General features: G+C 41.6%; 16 protein-coding genes and 2 tRNA genes. 5 read left to right on the forward strand and 13 right to left on the reverse strand.

Annotation, left to right across the window (positions count from 1 at the left end):
- Window positions 1–154: 154 nt before the first annotated feature.
- A tRNA-Glu gene (locus J2Y37_RS05235) sits at window positions 155–230 on the forward strand.
- A gap of 30 nt (window positions 231–260) precedes the next feature.
- Window positions 261–336, forward strand: a tRNA-Glu gene (locus J2Y37_RS05240).
- A gap of 84 nt (window positions 337–420) precedes the next feature.
- On the opposite strand, the gene J2Y37_RS05245 is transcribed toward J2Y37_RS05240, so the two are convergent.
- Window positions 421–1,347, reverse strand: coding sequence for a hypothetical protein (locus J2Y37_RS05245; RefSeq protein ID WP_349032108.1), 927 nt, complete (start codon window positions 1,345–1,347; stop codon window positions 421–423).
- 180 nt (window positions 1,348–1,527) lie between these two features.
- Window positions 1,528–3,156, reverse strand: coding sequence for a hypothetical protein (locus tag J2Y37_RS05250; protein WP_349032109.1), 1,629 nt, complete (start codon window positions 3,154–3,156; stop codon window positions 1,528–1,530).
- Window positions 3,157–3,386: 230 nt separating this feature from the next.
- Between J2Y37_RS05250 and J2Y37_RS05255 the strand changes: the two genes are divergently transcribed.
- A complete protein-coding gene (locus J2Y37_RS05255; protein ID WP_349032110.1) occupies window positions 3,387–3,725 on the forward strand; it encodes a hypothetical protein in 339 nt (112 codons plus the stop codon).
- Window positions 3,726–3,761: 36 nt separating this feature from the next.
- On the opposite strand, the gene J2Y37_RS05260 is transcribed toward J2Y37_RS05255, so the two are convergent.
- The 9 genes from J2Y37_RS05260 to ettA all read right to left on the reverse strand — a co-directional run bounded on the left by J2Y37_RS05260 (window position 3,762) and on the right by ettA (window position 14,957).
- A complete protein-coding gene (locus tag J2Y37_RS05260; RefSeq protein ID WP_349032111.1) occupies window positions 3,762–4,706 on the reverse strand; it encodes a cation diffusion facilitator family transporter in 945 nt (314 codons plus the stop codon).
- A gap of 246 nt (window positions 4,707–4,952) precedes the next feature.
- Window positions 4,953–8,093, reverse strand: a complete 3,141-nt coding sequence (locus J2Y37_RS05265) for a CusA/CzcA family heavy metal efflux RND transporter (RefSeq protein WP_349032112.1) — start codon at window positions 8,091–8,093, stop codon at window positions 4,953–4,955.
- Window positions 8,083–9,324: an efflux RND transporter periplasmic adaptor subunit gene (locus J2Y37_RS05270; RefSeq protein WP_349032113.1), complete on the reverse strand. Its 1,242-nt coding sequence runs from the start codon at window positions 9,322–9,324 to the stop codon at window positions 8,083–8,085. The genes J2Y37_RS05265 and J2Y37_RS05270 overlap by 11 nt, the downstream gene beginning before the upstream one ends.
- 4 nt (window positions 9,325–9,328) lie before the next feature.
- On the reverse strand, window positions 9,329–10,747 hold the full coding sequence (locus J2Y37_RS05275; protein WP_349032114.1) for a TolC family protein: 1,419 nt from the start codon (window positions 10,745–10,747) through the stop codon (window positions 9,329–9,331).
- Between the two features lie 44 nt (window positions 10,748–10,791).
- Entirely contained in the window at window positions 10,792–11,202 is a 411-nt protein-coding gene (locus tag J2Y37_RS05280; RefSeq protein ID WP_349032115.1) for a cation efflux protein, CzcI-like, read from the reverse strand.
- A 185-nt stretch (window positions 11,203–11,387) separates the two neighbouring features.
- The gene (locus tag J2Y37_RS05285; RefSeq protein ID WP_349032116.1) at window positions 11,388–11,564 is read right to left on the reverse strand and encodes a hypothetical protein; all 177 of its coding nucleotides are present in this window, start codon (window positions 11,562–11,564) and stop codon (window positions 11,388–11,390) included.
- Between the two features lie 306 nt (window positions 11,565–11,870).
- Window positions 11,871–12,269: a cation efflux protein, CzcI-like gene (locus J2Y37_RS05290; RefSeq protein ID WP_349032117.1), complete on the reverse strand. Its 399-nt coding sequence runs from the start codon at window positions 12,267–12,269 to the stop codon at window positions 11,871–11,873.
- A gap of 226 nt (window positions 12,270–12,495) precedes the next feature.
- A complete protein-coding gene (locus tag J2Y37_RS05295; protein ID WP_349032118.1) occupies window positions 12,496–13,089 on the reverse strand; it encodes a hypothetical protein in 594 nt (197 codons plus the stop codon).
- A gap of 206 nt (window positions 13,090–13,295) precedes the next feature.
- Window positions 13,296–14,957: an energy-dependent translational throttle protein EttA gene (gene ettA / locus J2Y37_RS05300; protein WP_004673266.1), complete on the reverse strand. Its 1,662-nt coding sequence runs from the start codon at window positions 14,955–14,957 to the stop codon at window positions 13,296–13,298.
- A gap of 298 nt (window positions 14,958–15,255) precedes the next feature.
- Here ettA and J2Y37_RS05305 point away from each other — a divergent pair, with 298 nt between their 5' ends.
- Both J2Y37_RS05305 and J2Y37_RS05310 read left to right on the forward strand, forming a co-directional pair.
- Complete coding sequence (locus tag J2Y37_RS05305) at window positions 15,256–16,533, forward strand: aminotransferase class I/II-fold pyridoxal phosphate-dependent enzyme (RefSeq protein ID WP_349032119.1); 1,278 nt, start codon at window positions 15,256–15,258, stop codon at window positions 16,531–16,533.
- A gap of 248 nt (window positions 16,534–16,781) precedes the next feature.
- Entirely contained in the window at window positions 16,782–17,669 is an 888-nt protein-coding gene (locus J2Y37_RS05310; protein WP_005193904.1) for an SDR family NAD(P)-dependent oxidoreductase, read from the forward strand.
- Between the two features lie 81 nt (window positions 17,670–17,750).
- Here J2Y37_RS05310 and J2Y37_RS05315 read toward each other — a convergent pair whose 3' ends face one another.
- The gene (locus J2Y37_RS05315) at window positions 17,751–18,518 is read right to left on the reverse strand and encodes an HD domain-containing protein (RefSeq protein WP_349032120.1); all 768 of its coding nucleotides are present in this window, start codon (window positions 18,516–18,518) and stop codon (window positions 17,751–17,753) included.
- Between the two features lie 99 nt (window positions 18,519–18,617).
- On the reverse strand, window positions 18,618–19,502 hold the full coding sequence (locus J2Y37_RS05320; protein WP_349032121.1) for a LysR family transcriptional regulator: 885 nt from the start codon (window positions 19,500–19,502) through the stop codon (window positions 18,618–18,620).
- Between the last annotated feature and the right edge of the window lie 71 nt (window positions 19,503–19,573).

Genomic DNA, 19,573 nt, shown 5'->3' on the forward strand with positions numbered 1-19,573 from the left:
CGTTCGCTAAAATACCAATGGTTTTAGCTTGCCCAAGCTGCATTTTTTTGATTTTGATGTAATTTTATCCACTTGTTCGCTTTTTTTAGCTTTTAGCCTGAAAAGCGTTTGACACATTATCTAATTCAACCTAATATACGCCCACCTCTGAAACGTCCCTATCGTCTAGAGGCCTAGGACATCGCCCTTTCACGGCGGTAACCGGGGTTCGAATCCCCGTAGGGACGCCATTAATTTTTCAGATGTATGCCTCAATATAAGTCCCTATCGTCTAGAGGCCTAGGACATCGCCCTTTCACGGCGGTAACCGGGGTTCGAATCCCCGTAGGGACGCCAAATTCTAAAAAAGCCACTGCATTGACAGTGGCTTTTTTTATGCACGGATATAATTTAAAGGCGAACACAGTTCGCCTCTACATTTCACCCAATACCAACCTGGACCTCTAAACGTCCAGATTGTACACGCAGGCCTCGAATCTCAAATTGGTCAACCAGCTGTTGAACCAACTCTCGGCTTTCTTGCAAAATATTTAAACCAGGCAGAATACTAAAGTCCGTTAAACTTAACAGCTTATCGACCATCCAAGAGCGGTTGTTAATAAAATCAATAAAACCAGCCTCCTCGAGATCAATATACCAAATGCGATGCCCTTCTTTTTGAATACCTGGTACATCCCGAATCAAATGATTAATCAAGAAAGGAATAGGCAAAGAATTAATCACGTTAAAACTGACACTCCCCACTCGACGCGCTGCCCAATTGGTCAAAGTTCCGCCATGACGGACCTGAAGGTCTAAATGTTCATCTACCTGACGCAGTCGTAAATATTTTTCCTGCCCAATACGACATTCTAAAACATTAAATTCTAATGAAAGACGATAGAGAAAACGACGATAGTGTCCGTCTAATTCGATATGAAAACGATCATTGCCACATTCAACTTTAATGTCATCAATTTCGGCACGATCAATGCGTTTTCGGATCTGATTATTGAGCAACATTTCTGGCAAATATAAAGTTAGACTACTTTTCCCCAAAGAAGCTCTGGCCATACTGAGTGCCACTTGACGTGCAGCTTCGCTGGTTTCCGAGACAATATCTCGCACAGAGTTTCGCACCCCCTCGACACCACGCTTAGTATGATGGGTAACATGATCTAAAGCATCTAATGCCGCATCTGCCACACCTGCGATATTACGAGAAGTATCACTGGCAAACTCAACCGCATCTTGTGCATGTTGCAATGTTTTATTGATGAGCCGACGAGATAATGATGGTTTATTATCAGATGCTGTATCTGCTGGCATGATATCGAACATTGCCTTTTTATCATCTTGTTGATTCAAGATGCTCTCCCTCTTCCCTTTCTTACTTATTCGCTCACTGCTTATGAGCTATAATCCACTTTCCGAACTGGTCGAACGTTTTTTCTAGATTAGCATGCAACGCAGCGCGATTTGCGTATTTTTGTTGCATATCCTCAAATTTTAGATGCGTACATCTGATTAATTTACACTCAAAACCAGTTACTTTTCATCTTGTTTCTGCTCGGGTATATCACTTCGATCTGGACGTAATAAGATTTGATTTAAACGCATCGTTTTGTATTGGTCTAAGCTTTGCTGAATCTGATTTATTTTCTCTTGCCCCTCATCACGATCAAAATGAACCAGCTCGCGTAGCGTAACCCATGCCGCTTGCATCTTGTCAAAATCATTGCCTTTCTCTAATTTCTGTTGCAACCAATCCGATAAATCTTGCGCACGTTTTTGCATTTCAAATTGATAGGCAAATAAACCGCTGGATAGTGCAATCTCATCGAATTGACCGCACGACAGTTTTTTGACTTGCTGTAATTGATGACTTTGTTGCTGCAAATAACTTTTAAGTACGTCTTGCTGGAACCACAGCGCCAATGCCGTCATTTCAGCAAAAATAACATCACGTAGCTCATACAAGCTATTCCGCTCAGCATGCTGTTTATCAAGACGAATATCGCCTAAATAATGAAGGAGACCATGCTCCAGAATCGTATGAATTGACCCTAAATCTATTTTTTTGCTATCTACCAAGATGAGTTGAGTAAGCAGATGTGTGAGTTGCTCATGCTGTTCTTGATCTATCAACAAAGTTAAACAAGTGTCAGCATCTTTTTGAATAGATCGCCACAAATTCTCCAGTAGCGATTCGGTGCTTTGCTGTTCGATTCGATCTTTAGTCTGCATCAATTTACGTTGCAACGCATGTTGCATCGAACTCGACTGCGCGATACTTTCTAGCACACGAGAATCGGTTAATAATTGGGGTGCGCTGGCAATCACCTCTTTGCTATAAGCAAGCTGAGATTCTCGCCCTCCCAGTATTCCGCCCAAAGATTTGCCCAGTGAATTTAAACCACGACCAACATCCATCAAAATATTGGTTTCTGACCCTCGTGTTTGCAAAATTGCCGCTGGAAGTAAAGTGCTCACGGCGCGGTACAAGATTTTCAAATAGGCTTTCTGATCAATTGCTTTGCTGTATCGACACAGTAAAGCAATGGCATACTCAACATCACTGACATGCGGCTGATAGTTGGGCTGGTTGCGATGCAGTAAACAATCGATATAAGCAAAAAAAGCAACGTCATTGCGTTGTGGTGATTGCTGCGCTGCCCATTCATATTGTGTGATTGCTTGACTGTATTGTGCTGCACCAGCATACGCTTTTGCCAAAGCAATAGCATGTGCCGCACTCGGATCGTGCTGTTGAATATAACTGAGTAAATCAATTTTAGGCTGTTGATCTAAGCAGAGTTCGAGCTGACGTACATATACATTGATTTGCTGCGCTGTCGGCTGTTTAACAACATAGTTCAGTTGGTACGTCACGCATTGCTCATACCAAGCATATTTCCGTGCATGAAACTCATATGCAGGTATCAATTCATTTTCTATCAGTTGAATCAACTGGGTTGTATAGAGAATATCTTCATCTGTCTCATGCTTGAATTTCCATTGCTTCGGTAAAGAGACTTTAAATAAACGCAAAAAGAAATTGGCGCTAAGGTCTGGACTTTCCATACTGACCAACATCAATTTATCTTGTGTGGACAGATGCCCCTTGGCTTTTGCAATCCGTGCTAAACGCAATTTTAAAATTTTAGTAGGAAGCATGTATTTCCTTGCGTATTATTCGCTCAATTCTTCGATCAACTTATCATGACTGTGAATACTTTAGCGAATAGCTTTAGACGAGATGCATGCCAAGTATAAACTTATGCGCTACCACGATGCTCAGCACAAATATGCGGTGCAATCGTGTAAATTTTTGAATTTACGCCATTCTCGGTTTTAGCTTTTGTGGTTTTTTCGCTAAAATAGCCAAAACAGAATAGGAAAAATCTATGCAATACCGTTGCCCTAAGTGCCAAAGCGTAAAAGTGATGCCTGTCAGTCAAGGTGCAAATAGCCCTCGTCCAAACGTACCGAAAAGTTTGGTGCTCTTAGTGCCTGCCATTTTTATCTTATTGATCCTCGTGTTAATTAGCATTGCACTATGGCTTTTTGGCAATGGCGCAGGTCAAGGTCTACAAATCGCAACTGTTATTGTATTTGCTGTCTGTGTGATTGCAGGTGGCTTATTTTGGCGTGATCTACCCGATTTCAAAATTTCAATGCAAGCCTTTATGCAGGCACAAAAACATTGGAAATGCCGTGACTGCAATCACGAATGGCAAAATTAATACACCGATCATAAAATCTCGCACCTCCACATCAGCTTAATGCTGATGTGGCGGATCTTGCTTTACTGGTTCAGCATGTTGATGGGTATGCTGACAATTCATCTCGGCATCATCCTCAATCTGTAAGGTCACTTCAGCAATATCATGTTGGTGCGCCAACATTTCTGTTGCGGCGAGATGCAGTCGTTTGCGATCCGCATTCGGCGCAAACAAGTGTACAGTTAAATGGATATTCTTCGAGCTAATCGCCCAGACTTTCAATTGATGAATACTCTCAACACCCTCCAGCGCTAATAAGTCATTCCTCAACTTTTCAATATCAACTTCGTCTGGCACACCTTCTAGTAGAATATTGATACTCTGCTTTAATAAGATCCACGTTCTTGGTAATACCCAAAAACCAATGGCGACCGCAATAATCGTATCCACCCAATACCAATTGGTGTAGTAAATCACGATCGCACCAATGATCACACCAACGGAACCCAAGGCATCACTGAGCACTTCTAGGTATGCACCTTTGATGTTCAAGCTTTCTGAAGCGCTGGACATCAACATCTTCATTGAAATCAGATTAATCACCAAACCCAGTGTTGCTACAATCAACATACCCACGCTGTGAATTTCTGGGGGTTGGGTAAAGCGTTGATACGCTTCATACAAAATGTACATCGCCACAAAGAACAGCATAGAAGCGTTAAATAATGCCGCCAAAATTTCAAAACGTTGATAACCAAAAGTACGCTTGTTATCCGCTGGTCGCTTGGAAATTTGAATAGCTGCCAATGCAATCGCAAGTGCAGCCGCATCGGTAAACATATGTGCCGCATCGGAGAGTAATGCCAAGCTTTGGGTCATTAAACCCGCGATAACCTCGACGACTAAAAATGTCGATGTGAGTATCAGGGCAATGGTCAATTTTTTGACATTGCCTTCAGTCACCGCTGCATGACTATGGTCATGACCTTGATGTCCACTCATGTTGGACTCCTCATTTGCGTGAAAAACAAAAACTGCCTATTTTCACTATCATTTACTTGTGCTAGACGTCATCCACAACCTGCGTGCTATCCGCTATATACCGTTTCTGCGACGCTGTTTATGAAATGCAGAAAGTGAACAGGTTTTGTGGATGACAAAGTTTTTGGTTACTTTTTTAAAAAAGTAACGGAGTTAACGGATGAGATCAAGCTCATCACAGTAAGACTCAGCCATGAAATACAAGGGTCAACAATCCCTTTCATTCATCCAGCGATACACCACAGGCAAAATCACCAAAGTCAGTAAAGTCGATGAAATAATCCCACCAATCACCACTGTTGCCAATGGACGCTGTACCTCTGCACCTGTTCCAGTCGCGATCGCCATCGGAATAAAACCCAGTGATGCCACAAAAGCCGTCATCAAAACAGGACGTAGACGCAAGATTGCTCCTTGCCATGTGGCAATATGCAGATCGAATTGATCACGTAGTTCTTTGATAAAACTCAGCATCACCAATCCGTTCAATACTGCAACACCCGAAAGCGCAATAAAACCCACGCCCGCAGACATCGACAATGGAATGTCTCGCAACCACAGTGCGACCAATCCACCAGACAAGGCAAATGGCACGCCACTAAATACAAGCAAGCTTTCTTTAAAGTTATGGAATACCGCCATCAATAAAGTAAAAATCGCAATCAATGCCAGTGGAATCACAATCTGCATACGTGCTGCCGCAGATGCCAAGTTTTCAAACTGCCCACCATATTCCAACCAATAGCCTGCTGGTAAAGGTTGCTGCTTCAGGGTCGTTTGCAACTCTTGCACAAATGAACCAAGGTCACGCCCTTCTACATTTGCCGTCACAATGACACGACGTTTACCATTTTCACGTCCAACTTGGCTCATGCCTGAGATGGTTTCGACTTTAGCGACATCTTGTAATTGAATCAGACCACCATTGGGTAATTGAATCGGGAGCTGCGCCAAGTTTTGTGCGGTGCGTTGATCGTCAGGTAGACGAATTTCAAAATCAAAACGACGGTCGCCCTGTAAAATCTGACCGACATTTTGACCACCGACACTGGCCGCAACCACATCTTGAATCGTTTTCACCGACAAACCATATTGCGCCGCAAGCGCATTATTGATATCTACATTTAATACAGGCAAACCACTGGTCTGTTCAACCTTGACTGCTGTTGCACCTGAAATCTTTTGTACTTTCTGAGCAATGGCTTGTGCTTGTGTATCGAGCACATTCATATCATCGCCAAATACTTTAATTCCCACATCACTGCGTATTCCTGAAATTAACTCATTAAAACGCAATTCAATCGGTTGAGAAAACTCACTGTTATTCCCTGGAATGGTTTCTAAAAATGCTTGCATGCGGGTACGCAACGCATCAATGCTTTCTTTTGGGTTTTTCCATTGATCTTTAGGTTTCAATAAAATAACTGCATCAGAAATATTGGGTGGCATGACATCAGTCGCCACTTCAGCTGTACCTGTACGAGCAAATACAGCCTTCACCTCTGGAAAGTTTTTCAGAATCAACTTTTCAGTATTTTCCTGCATCCGCAAAGACTGTTCCAAACCTGTACTTGGCGACCGCATTTGTTGTACTGCAAAATCACCTTCACTCAGTTGTGGGGCAAATTCACTACCGATTTGAGTGATTAACACCCCAGTCAAGACCAAGATACTGATAGCAAATGTCACAACCACCATTTTGAATTGATAAGCCCAATCTAAGATCTGTTGATACTTCCCTTTTAAGGTCTGCATCCAACGTGATTCTTTTTCTTTGACTTCACCCGTAATGAATAAGGCAACCGCGGCAGGTACAAAAGTCACCGACAGAATCATCGCACCCAGCAATGCCATCACCACCGTCATCGCCATCGGATGGAACATTTTCGCTTCTACACCTGTCAGTGCAAAAATCGGTAAATACACCACCATAATAATGGCTTGCCCGAACAGTAAGGGTTTGCGTGCTTGTTTTGCCGCAAGAAAGACTTCTTTAAAACGTTCTTGTCGGGTGAGTAATCGCCCTGCATAATGCTGTGCCTCTGCAAGCCGTCGAATACAGTTTTCAACAATCACCACCGCACCATCGACAATGATCCCGAAGTCCAATGCTCCCAGACTCATCAAGTTGGCACTGATATTCTGCTGTGCCATGCCCGTCAAGGTGAACAACATCGAAAGTGGAATCACACAGGCTGTGATTAAAGCCGCACGGAAATTACCTAAGAAAATAAACAGAATCACGATCACCAAGATCGCACCTTCAACTAAATTCTTCTGCACCGTTTTGATGGCTTTATTGACCAACGTCGTTCGGTCATACACCGTTTCAATTTCTACACCTTTCGGGAGCGTCGATTGAATTTCTTGGATCTTTGCATCCACCGCTTGCGCAACAGTACGACTGTTTTCGCCCATCATCATCATGGCGATGCCGAGAACAGTCTCTTCACCATTATAGGTTGCTGCACCAGTACGCAAGTCATGCCCGATTGCCACCGTTGCCACATCTGACACGCGAATCGGCGAACCATTTTTAATACTGACACTGATGTTCTGGATATCTTCGATGGTACTCAACATACCCGGCACGCGAACCGTTAATTGTTGACCATTCTCCTCAATGAAACCTGCGCCACGGTTTTCATTATTTTCCTGCAATGCAGTTTGAAATTCAGTGAGTGAAATCTGTAACTGTTGTAGGCGTTTTAAATCAGGCGAAACAATATAGGTTTTGTTGTACCCCCCAATACTGTTGATTTCAGCAACACCTTTGACGCGCTGCAATTGTGGGCGCACGATCCAGTCTTGGATTTCACGTAAATCCATTGCGCTATAGGGCGTACCATCCTCTTTTTTCGCACCAGCTTTGGCTTTGACTACCCACTGATATATTTCGCCTAAACCTGTCGAAACAGGCGACATCACAGGATCAACCGCATCAGGCAATTGTCCATCCGCTTCTTGCAAACGTTGATTGATCAACTGTCTGGCCCAATAAATATCAGTACCATCTTTGAAAATAATGGTGACTTGCGATAAACCATAACGCGAAATCGAACGGGTTTGTTCTAAGTCAGGAATCCCCGCCATTGCAGTTTCGATCGGATAGGTAATTCGCTGTTCAACTTCTAAAGCGGTATAACCATTGGCTTGGGTATTAATCTGTACCTGCGTATTAGTAATATCGGGAACGGCATCAATCGGTAGTTTCTGATAACTCCACACCCCAATCGCAATCCACGTCATCACAAACAGCATGACCCAAATGGCATTTTTAATCGCAAACTGAATCAGGCGATCAAATAAGCCTTCAGGTTTTGGCAATTGAGAAGAATTAGTGTCCATGCTCAGCCTCTCCTTTTTCAAGTTCAGACTTCAACAAGAAACTGCCGACCGCGACATAAGACTGACCTGCTGTTAGACCCTGAGTAATTTCAACCCATTGCCCATCTTGGCTACGCTGTCCGATCTGTACTGGAACTGCACTAAAATCGAAACCTTTTTTCGGATTCGACTTCGCCACAAAAACCACATCTTTGCCTTCAACCTGTTGAATCGCTTCGGCACTGACCCGCATCACCGATGGCTGTGAACCTGCTTGTAATTCAACATTGACCATCAAGTTTGGACGTAGCTCAGCCGCGTTGGATAAAACTTTGGCACGTACTTGTAAGCGACCAGTTTGTGCATCTGCTTCAGAGGTCAAGCTCTGGACTTGCGCATTAAATTGATTGCCTGTTTGCAGCGATTTAAAACGAATTTGCTGATTCGGCTGCACATTGATATTGACCATGGTCGGCAATACAAACTCCAGCCAAAGTTGGTCTAATTGATCAATGGTAAAGAGTTGATCTGCAAGCTGAACATTTTCCCCAATCACAATATCTTTATTACTGATCACACCACTGATCGGTGCAGTTAAGCGATAGCGTCCATTTGACCCTGAAGCTGCTCCAAATGCAGTTAAACGTGAGCGCGCTGCTTGTACTTGGATTTGGGCTTGACGATAAGCGTTATAGGCGCGTTGATATTCTTGTTTGGCAGAAATACCTTGTGACCATAGACTACGTTCACGCTCATAATCTTGTTTAGCCAAGTCTAAATTGGTTTGCGCAATTTGCAGATTGGCTTGTTGATCAACCAAGTCAGGCACAAGTAAATTTGCCAATGCTTGTCCTCGTTTGACTTGTTGCCCTAACTCCACATATACGGACTCAACTCGCCCCGCAAAACTTGGGGAAACGTGGGCCTGACGATCGGTATTGACCGTCAGTTTTGCAGGGAAAGTTTGCACTTGATTGACTTCACCGAGCGCGACTTGAGCAAGCTTGACACTATACTGCTGCATCTGTTCGGCACTTAGACTTAAGCTTTCCTCTGACTCGTGCTCCTCTCCTGTGTCAGCATGCTGATCTTTTTCATTTTCCTGATGCGAATGCCCTTGTTCTCCATGTTCCGCGCTTTCGCTGCTTTTGCGCTGACCACTCCACAACAACACGGCAGCCACAAGCGTCGTTACGATGACAATAATGGCAATCCAAACCCATTGAGAACGCATTTTTTCATTAATCTTCATCTGGTTATTCTCCGACTTGGTTTGGGAAAGCATTGCTTTGTTGCCATATACGCTGATTCAGTTGCATCAAGGCATCTTTGGCGGTGATTTGTTCGGTTGAAAGTCCCATACGCGCACTTTGCAGTTCGGTACTGAGTTGCCATGCTTGCTTTAGCAATTGCACTTTACGTAAACGCACATCCTGTAGTTGCATGGTGGCTTGTTGCACATCGGTGACTGAAAATTTTCCTAAACGAAAGCCCTGCAAGGTTTTTTGCTGAACTTGATTCGCAAGGGGAATTTGCTGATCGTCGAGCTGCTTAAATTGCGCTTGTAAGCCCTTCAATTCAGCTAGACGAATATCAATATCCATCTGATTCTGCTGACGATAGGTCCGTTGTTGCTGCTGAATAAGGCTTTGTTTGGCTTGTGCAATTTGAACCCCATATTTTTGGGAGTTAAAAATATTGAGTGGAATTTCAACGCCTAAACGGATTTGGTTTTCGCTATATTGATCAGCTGAACGGGTGCGATTGACACCAAACGTCATGATCGGCTGTGGACGTGACTTGGCTTTGAGTTGGTCAATTTGCGCTTGTTGACGCTGCGTTTCTAACTGCAAACCTCGCTCAAATAAATTCTCATTTTGCTCAGTCACTGCCTTGATCTGCGTTGCTTTGGTCCATAATTCAGTCGTGCTTGCAGAAATTGAAAATTGATTTACGCTTTCTCCTGCAAGACTCGCCAATTGCTTTTGTGCCAGTTGCAGTTGTAAATCCGCTTGTTGAAAGAGCCGCTGATTTTCCAAATGTGCGATACGAACCCGCTCCACATCGACTTGGGCAATGCTGCCTGCCTGATAACGTCTTTGAGAGGCATCCAAGTTTTGCTGGCTGACTTGTAATTGCTCAGCAATCACTGATTTTTCGAGTTGTAATAAAGCCACTTGTGCCCAAACATATTGCACGATCAATTCGAGTTCAGCGTCGTAGCGTTGCTGTTCCAAGTCAACTTGATTGGCGGAAAGCTTAGCCACTTGTTGTGCCGCTTTACGCTGACCAAAGAGATCTAAAGGCTGTGAAATACCAATGGACAACTCTCGGTCTTGATCATTTTGAAAACCTGTTTGCTCAATCGAAATACTTGGATTTGCCCACAAAGCACTTTGTTTTAGCTGCACACTCGCCATCTGTTGCTGTGCTTGCCAGCTTGACTGATTGTTTTGATAAGCACGAACCTGCTGCAAAATTTGTTCAAAATTAGAATTTTTCTGCACGGCACTTGAACTTGCTGATGCCTGATTGACATCGAGTACAGATTTCGCTGAGATGGACTGCCCAAAAACCACTGTCGAGAGAGCAATCCCCAATATCGACCACTTGAATGGTGATGAATGGGCAGAATTTTTTAGCGTATGGATACGCTGATTTAAACTTAAAGACATGTTAAGCCCCGCAAATAATAAGGTTGCGGTGGGCTATTTTTCGGCTACCCCACCAATAGCGGGGTCAGAACAGGCGGCGGATTGAGACTGGATAGATACGGAGACTGATACGAATTAGACCAGTGATATTTTTGTTTTAATTTTTGCGTCCGCAACATAGGTTGATCAAACTGTTGCTGGACTTCAGGCGTAACCACATGAAAGCAAGACGGCAAATGATCATGATGATCTTGCAAACTCACAGGCATAGGCAAATCCGTTGTTTCTTGTTTGGACGTTTGAGTATGCTTGGTCACAGCTTCAACAGCATTCGGAACATGATGCCCGAAATGACTTGATAACGTTGATTGCTGGTTGGTATTTTCATGACCGCAATAAGCCGCCGCCACATTCCAAAGACTTTGGAATATGAACAAACTTAGCAAGACGGTCACGAAAATACTAGAACGGCGCAAATTTTTCTCTTTAGTCAAAAATTGCTCAGATGGACTATAGCAACTAAACTCGATGTAATAAAATTACATCTGCGGATTCAGCCATAAAATCTTTTGTGTATGCAGAATGCGCGAATCATTAGATTTTTGCTGAACGGTAGGAAACTGCTCAGTAGCGTAAGCAGTTTCCTAAAATATAAATCTGATTATTTACACTTCTGCTTGATGTCACAGTGGCGAATATGCTTTTCTAAATGCACTTTAGCTTGTTGCTGAGACTGTAGATTTTTTTCTAGAAAAATCAAACCTCCATCAGCATTCGCGAAACTCGCTGAAAGAAATAAAACAATGAAACATAACGTTGTATTTAATTTAATAGACATAACACTCACCTGATTTATATATTGCAATTCATTGGGTGGATAAATTCACACCCAAATAAAATGAATAAAAATTATTCGCTTAGGGTCTACTCATAATCAGCAGGTCTTGATCTCAAGACCTTTACTCAATCATGATTTACAAAACTTTGACGCAAATGTACCGATCAACATGACATCAGAATGAATAATCGAATGTGATATTGAGACCTTTATGAGTAAGGTGCTTTACATTTTTAAATGCATCATCGAGCATGGAAGAACCCTTTGAAATAGATCTATTTCTGGTGGGCTTTTTGGCTATCCCACCTAAAGCGGGGTGAGTACAGGAGGTCGGTTTAATCCGGACAAATAAGGGGACTGGTAATCATTTGACCAGTGATATTTTTGTTCTAATTCATGCATTCGTAAAACAGGTTCATTCAGCTGCTGTTGCCCTGCGATGACAGCCACATGAAAACATGTTGGCAAATGATCATGATGATCTTGCAGGTTTAGCGGTTTTGATAAATCAGTATTATCTTCAACCACAGCGAAAGAACTTACCTGATCTTTTGAGTTTTCTACAAGATGATGACCGAAATGAGTAACGGCTATCGTTGCTTTGCTTGTAGTTTCATGACTGCAATAAGCTGCTGCCACATTCCAAATACTTTGGAATATGAACAAACTTAGCAAGAGTGTCATAAATACAGCGCAACGTCGCACGTTTCACCAACTGGTCAAAATTTGCCTTACTATAATAAGCAATGTGCATGTAATAAAATTACATTATCGAATGAGTTTGTTTCAATAAAGTTATCATTTGATTAAATTATGAAGTTACTTTAAATTTATAAAACTTAGTTAATGAATGCTCCAGTAAAATTTTTAAAAAATATTGTTATTTTCTCAATAAGGCTTCCGAAAAAGCCTTATTATCCAACTTCAATACTTATTGCTGCTTTTGTAAATCATAAGTAAAGCGAATCACCACATCATCTACAACTTTATTAAATGCCTCATTAATAGCCATTGGTTGTACATTTTCAACTGGAGCTTTTTTATTGCCAACAGTGGATAAAATCATATGTGGGTAACGTTGATCAATCTGTTTGCCTTGTGCATCAATATATTTAAATTTGAAATCATATTTATCAGTAATAGCGCTACCTACTGCACCAAAGGTCAGACCTGTTAATGCACCCTTTCCAGCAGCCTCCCCTAAATCAGCTGCATTATTTGCTGTTAAATGCAATTTAGCCTGATTCTCTGCATTAGACTGTGCTACAGGTGAAAATACACCTGTTGCTCTTAAACTACGTTCAGCTAAAGATTGTAATTCTTTAGCTGCTTTTGGAATTACCACACCATTTCTTTGAAACTCAGCTGTTAAAACGACTGGAATAGGCTGACTAGGTCTTTTTATATCTGAATAACTAGTGTTTTTATAAGCAGGATCGACATAAGCTTTAACTGATAGACATCCTGTAAGTTGAGTCGCAGCCACCATACCAACAACAGCAAAAGAAAGTTTAATTTTTTTCATATATATGCCTTAAGAATATATTTACCATTTAATAAATTGAAAGCCAATTCTAATCATTTAAAAGCAAAAATATAAGCTAAAATTTAGTGGAATTAATCAATTTAATCTTTTAATTTTAAGACCTTCAATTAGAATATATAAAAGCGGTATAAACATATTGACTCGCCAAAAAAACCAGCCCTTAGGCTGGTTTTTTTAATCAGGTATTAACCCGTAATCTTTTTATATTTTGAACGCTTTGCACCTGCTTCATCACCTAAACGTGACTGGCGATATGCTTCATATTCTGCATAGTTACCTGTGTAGAATTCTGGCTGTTCGTTTTCAAAAGACAAGATATGCGTTGCAATACGGTCTAAGAACCAACGGTCATGCGATACCACCATCACAGTACCTGGGAATACAAGAATTGCATCCTCAAGCGCACGTAAAGTTTCGATATCCAAGTCGTTTGATGGCTCATCCAGTAAGATTACGTTTGCACCTAACTGTAAGATTTTTGCCAGTTGTAAACGATTACGCTCACCACCTGATAGCTCACCAACACGTTTTTGCTGATCTTGACCTTTGAAGTTAAAACGGCCGATATAAGCACGCGACGCGATTTCATAATCACCGATTTTCAAGATATCTAAACCGCCAGAAACTTCTTCCCAAACGGTTTTATTGTTATCTAAAGTATCGCGAATCTGACCAACATACGCCACTTTAACAGACTCACCCAACGTTACCGTACCAGTATCAGGTTGCTGTTCACCTGTCATCATACGGAATAATGTGGTTTTACCCGCACCGTTAGGACCAACAATACCCACAATCGCAGTTGGCGGTATTGTAAATGTTAAGTCTTTATAAAGTAGGCGACCATCAAATGATTTACTGATGCCTTCAACTTCTACAACTTTATTTCCTAGGCGTGGGCCAGGTGGAATATAGATTTCAGAAGTTTCATTACGCTGTTGGAATTCTTTAGAGTTCAACTCTTCAAAACGTTCCATACGTGCTTTATTTTTCTTTTGCTGACCTTTGGCATTTGAGCGAACCCATTCAAGTTCTTTCTTCAATGCCTTAGCAAAAGATTCTTCTTGTTTATTCTCTTGCTCTAAACGTGCATTTTTCTGCTCAAGCCAAGAGGTATAGTTACCTTGATATGGAATACCCATGCCACGGTCAAGTTCAAGAATCCACTCAGCCACGTTATCCAAGAAATAACGGTCATGCGTAATCGCAACGATCGTACCTGGGAAATCTTTCAAGAAACGTTCTAACCAAGATACTGATTCAGCATCCAAATGGTTCGTCGGTTCATCTAGAAGCAACATGTCAGGCTTAGACAGCAATAAACGGCAAAGTGCCACACGACGACGCTCACCACCTGAAAGTAGAGATACATCTGCATCCCAAGCTGGTAGGTTCAAAGCACCTGCCGCAATTTCAAGCTGGTTATTGAGGTTATGTGCATCCCAAGCATGGATGATTGATTCTAATTTTTCTTGCTCTTTTGCAAGTGCATCAAAATCTGCATCAGGATCAGCATATTCAGCAAAAACTTGATCAAGACGTTCTAACGCATCTAGTGCTTCACGTACGCCATCTTCAACGTTTCCACGAACATCTTTACTTGGATCTAATGGTGGCTCTTGTTCTAAATAACCGATTTTGATTCCTGGTTGTGCACGCGCTTCACCTGAGAAATCTTTATCTACGCCAGCCATAATACGGAGTAGGGTAGATTTACCTGCACCGTTCAAACCAAGCACACCAATTTTTGCGCCTGGGAAAAATGATAAAGAGATGTCTTTTAGGATTTCGCGCTTAGGCGGAACCATCTTCGACACTCGATTCATCGTATAAATATATTGGGCCACGCAGGACTCCTCAATTGAAAAACCAATAAATCGCAAAAAGCGAAAAATAATCGCACGTATTATACGCTGAAAACCGGATTAACATGAAGTTAAGATGATATTTGTTTGCTTCATTCAAAGGATTTTCTTTTTCAAGACGTTACACGATTCACGATACAGTCATGCTGAAAAAAATAGGAAGAGAGCAAGATTCTGTTTATATGAATAAAAACGCAATAAATCGCATAAATTATGCACCATTTTGGACGGTTTTTAAGCTAAACTCGGTCACTATTTAACTCACGTAGATGATGTAATCATGACTTATAAAGATGAAACTTTAGCGATTCATGCGGGCTATTCACCAGAGGCAACGACTAAAGCAGTGGCTGTCCCTATTTACCAAACCACCTCTTATGCTTTTGACAACACGCAACATGGTGCAGATTTATTTGATTTAAAAGTTCAGGGAAATATCTATACCCGTATCATGAACCCAACCACGGCTGTGCTGGAACAACGTATTGCAGCACTAGAGGGTGGGATTGGCGCATTAGCTTTAGCATCTGGGATGGCAGCCATCACTTATTCGATTCAAACCATTGCAGAAGCAGGTGACAATATTGCTTCGGTTTCAACACTCTATGGTGGAACGTATAATCTATTTGCACATACCCTACCCAAACAAGGCATCGAAGTTCGCTTCTTTGATTATCAAAACCCTGAAAGCTTACGCAACTTGATTGATGATAAAACCAAGCTGGTTTTTGTTGAGTCGATCGGCAACCCACTGGGCAATATTATCGACTTAGAAGCAATCTCAAAAATTGCCCATGAATATGGTGTCCCAGTTATTGTTGATAATACTGTTGCAACCCCTGCCCTATTAAAGCCGTTTGAATTTGGTGCGGATATTGTCATTCACTCATTGACTAAATACATCGGCGGTCATGGCAATAGTATTGGTGGCATTATTGTCGATAGTGGCAAATTTCCTTGGGGCAAATATCCAGAGCGTTTTAAAGCACTGAATACGCCAGACCCAAGTTATCACGGCGTAAATTACGTTGAAGTGCTCGGTGAAGCAGCTTATATCGCTCGCGCTCGGGTTGTTCCATTACGAAATACAGGTGCAGCCATTAGCCCACTCAGCGTCTTCCTTATTTTACAAGGTTTAGAAACGTTAAACCTTCGTATGGAGCGCCACACTGAAAACGCCCTTCAAGTTGCAAAATATTTAAAAAAACACCCAAAAGTCAAATGGGTCAATTATGCTGGTTTAACCGACCATCCACAGCATCATTTGGCACAAAAATATGTGAAAGGTAAACCTTCTGCCATCCTTTCCTTTGGGGTACAGGATGGCTTAGATGGCGGAACTCGCTTTATTGATGCATTACAGTTATTTACTCGTCTGGTCAACATTGGCGATGCAAAAAGCTTGGCATGTCATCCTGCAACGACGACCCATCGTCAACTCAACGCAGAAGAACTTAAATCTGCTGGTGTGAGTGAAGACCTAGTCCGCTTGTCTATTGGGATTGAGCATATCGACGATCTGATTGCAGACCTCGAACAAGCCCTCGCTCAGGTTTAAACTGAATAAAAGACAACAGCCTCACTTTAGAGGCTGTTTTTTATGCTTTTGAAGAAAAATATTATTGCATTTTCAACTATTACAATCATTTGTTTTAGAGCTTTTACTCTAAAAATATTATTATATTTCAAACATTTACACTAGACAAACAAAAAAAATCGGTTAATATTAGTACAAAATAAAGTGCAGTGTTTAATCGCAACACAAGGACATTGTAAACAACAGCTTGATTAATGTAGGAAACTTACATGAACGCAAAACTCAAAAAGCTTTTTCAACAAAAAGTCGACGGGAAAACAATCATTGTCACAGGCGCTTCAAGTGGTATTGGTTTAACGGTTTCAAAATATCTTGCTCAAGCAGGTGCACATGTCTTATTACTAGCGCGTACCAAAGAGAAATTAGATGAAGTAAAAGCTGAGATCGAAGCTGAAGGCGGTAAAGCCACTGTATTCCCATGTGATCTCAACGATATGGAATCGATTGATGCTGTTTCAAAAGAGATTTTAGCTTCTGTTGATCACATTGATATTTTAGTCAACAACGCGGGGCGTTCAATCCGTCGTGCTGTGCATGAGTCAGTTGATCGTTTCCATGACTTTGAACGTACTATGCAGCTTAACTACTTTGGTGCTGTACGCTTAGTTTTGAATATCTTACCGCATATGATGCAACGTAAAGATGGTCAAATCATTAACATCAGCTCAATTGGTGTACTTGCCAATGCAACTCGTTTCTCAGCGTATGTTGCGTCTAAAGCTGCACTTGATGCATTTAGTCGTTGTCTCTCTGCTGAAGTTCATTCACACAAGATTGCGATTACCTCTATTTATATGCCATTAGTGCGTACACCGATGATTGCGCCAACTAAAATGTATAAATATGTCCCAACACTTTCTCCAGAACAAGCGGCCGATTTGATTGCTTACGCGATCGTAAAACGTCCGAAGAAAATCGCAACCAACTTAGGCCGCTTAGCATCGATCACCTATGCGGTTGCGCCAGACATCAATAATATTTTGATGTCGATTGGCTTTAACTTATTCCCAAGCTCTACTGCCTCAGTGGGTCAGCAAGAAAAGTTAAACATCATGCAGCGTGCTTACGCGCGTTTGTTCCCAGGTGAACATTGGTAATTTAAGCAACTCCCTGCAAAATAGAAAAGCAGCGCATAGAGATATGCGCTGCTTTTTTATTGGAAGGAATAAAGGATGAAATTACTTAACCAGATAAGGGTTCAAATTTATAAGCTGCTTAAAACCACTTTGTACCACCATCGCTGTACGAGACTTTGGACGGTTGATCGCTTCTAACTGACTAAATTCAATCATCTTGTGATTAAAGTCCAAGCGTGGATGTTGCGCATATAATTGTTGTCTAAACTGCTGAGAAAATTCAAAACCACGACTGCCAATTACATCACAACTGGCAGCTTGTTGCAGTAAATGAGCTTCGACGCCATCCTCCATCGCCACATAAGGATTCATGTGCATACTGATCACGTCAAACAATTGATCCGCACGAGGGGCATGCCATCCTCGCTCAATTGACCAGTCTTTTGCAGCATGAGCCCCCTGTCCTGCAAAACATCGACAGTTTTCATGATGCTGATAATGCTGTTCAGTCATCCCCAAATCATGCAATAAACATGACACCGCCAATAGCTCATCATCGCGCTTTAAATTTTGCATCTTGGCAAATGCAACTGCATAACACCAAGTTCTCAAACAATGATTTTGCAAGGCTTCAGAACTACAAGATTGCATCTTCTGCAATGCCTGCTTTACATCAGCGCTATCAGGTAAATACAGATCATCGAGACTCAAATCATGCTGTGCTTTGCTCTTCGAGCGATGTGCTAAGCCATACATTTTTATACTTTGTTTCAATACAGGTAATAGACTATGACTCAATAGAGCCATACGATCTTTCAAAGATAAATCACCTGAAGTTTGTATCATCCATGCTTGTCGACCAATCTGCATTATTATCCCCACATAAAATTAGAGTAATTGCTCTAATTTAAGTTTTACTGCAAATATTGCTCAATGTCAAAGCAATCGTTCTTGACAAAAAACCGCAGCTTAAAGCCGTCTTTTGAGTAAATCATCTAACCATTCGATGAAGTCCTGAAAATACTTTGGACGGTATTGTCGATCTGTCAGCAAAATATTGACCGGTAATTCTAGACTGGGAATATCGACAAATAAGCGTTGCAATTTTCCTTGTTGAACATAAGGTACAGCATCAAACTCAGGAATTTGAATTATGCCAATACCTGCCAAACCTGCATGAATATAAGCTTCGGTGTTTTCGATCAGTAAGCGATACGGCATATCGATACGATGATCGCGAAACGCAAGCTCACTCATTTCTCGATAATTTTTTGCCACATGATAATCCACGGCGAAATGCTGCTGTAACTCATCGAAACTTTTAGGTTCCCCAAACTCAGCGACATACTGCGGTGATGCCAATGTCCAGATCTTGGTCTGGGTAATCGGTCGAATCAGTAAGTATTCATCCTGAACTTGCCCTACTCGCACCACACAATCGAGTTGTTGTTCGATCAAATTAGAAAAATCATCACTGCCATTGATCAATACTTTTACCTTTGGATAACGCTGATAAAACGCGAGTAAATTCGGAATCAAAAGCTGTGTTGCCAATCGTTTCGGCATACCAATACTGATCTTGCCTTCTTGGCTGCGAACATGGGTTTTAAAACGATTCAATTCCTTTAACTGAGCCACTAACCGCACGGCTTCTTCATAAAACAGACTACCCTCATGCGTTAAAGCAACCTTACGTGTCGTACGGTAAAACAACAGCACTTCATATTCTTTTTCAAGTGATTGAATCGCATAAGTGACATTTGAACGCGGCAGCCCCAATTGCAGTGCCGCTTGTGCGAAAGACTGCTTGTCTGCTACCAAACAAAATATTTTTAGGCGCTCGATCTTATCCATTTATTATTCAACTTTCTTGCACAATCAGTTCAATACTAACAACTATTTCAAACAAAGAAATTGATTTAGGA

The sequence above is a fragment of the Acinetobacter sp. 3657 genome (assembly GCF_031456775.1).
In the GTDB taxonomy this organism is placed as follows: Bacteria; Pseudomonadota; Gammaproteobacteria; order Pseudomonadales; family Moraxellaceae; genus Acinetobacter.

Bases quoted from the DNA above. Each gene is read 5' to 3' on its own strand.
- J2Y37_RS05250 (WP_349032109.1), bottom strand. From the start codon at position 3,156: ATGCTTCCTACTAAAATTTTAAAATTGCGTTTAGCACGGATTGCAAAA.
- J2Y37_RS05255 (WP_349032110.1), top strand. From the start codon at position 3,387: ATGCAATACCGTTGCCCTAAGTGCCAAAGCGTAAAAGTGATGCCTGTC.
- J2Y37_RS05260 (WP_349032111.1), bottom strand. From the start codon at position 4,706: ATGAGTGGACATCAAGGTCATGACCATAGTCATGCAGCGGTGACTGAA.
- J2Y37_RS05265 (WP_349032112.1), bottom strand. From the start codon at position 8,093: ATGGACACTAATTCTTCTCAATTGCCAAAACCTGAAGGCTTATTTGAT.
- J2Y37_RS05270 (WP_349032113.1), bottom strand. From the start codon at position 9,324: ATGAAGATTAATGAAAAAATGCGTTCTCAATGGGTTTGGATTGCCATT.
- J2Y37_RS05275 (WP_349032114.1), bottom strand. From the start codon at position 10,747: ATGTCTTTAAGTTTAAATCAGCGTATCCATACGCTAAAAAATTCTGCC.
- J2Y37_RS05285 (WP_349032116.1), bottom strand. From the start codon at position 11,564: ATGTCTATTAAATTAAATACAACGTTATGTTTCATTGTTTTATTTCTT.
- J2Y37_RS05295 (WP_349032118.1), bottom strand. From the start codon at position 13,089: ATGAAAAAAATTAAACTTTCTTTTGCTGTTGTTGGTATGGTGGCTGCG.
- J2Y37_RS05305 (WP_349032119.1), top strand. From the start codon at position 15,256: ATGACTTATAAAGATGAAACTTTAGCGATTCATGCGGGCTATTCACCA.
- J2Y37_RS05310 (WP_005193904.1), top strand. From the start codon at position 16,782: ATGAACGCAAAACTCAAAAAGCTTTTTCAACAAAAAGTCGACGGGAAA.
- J2Y37_RS05315 (WP_349032120.1), bottom strand. From the start codon at position 18,518: ATGCAGATTGGTCGACAAGCATGGATGATACAAACTTCAGGTGATTTA.
- J2Y37_RS05320 (WP_349032121.1), bottom strand. From the start codon at position 19,502: ATGGATAAGATCGAGCGCCTAAAAATATTTTGTTTGGTAGCAGACAAG.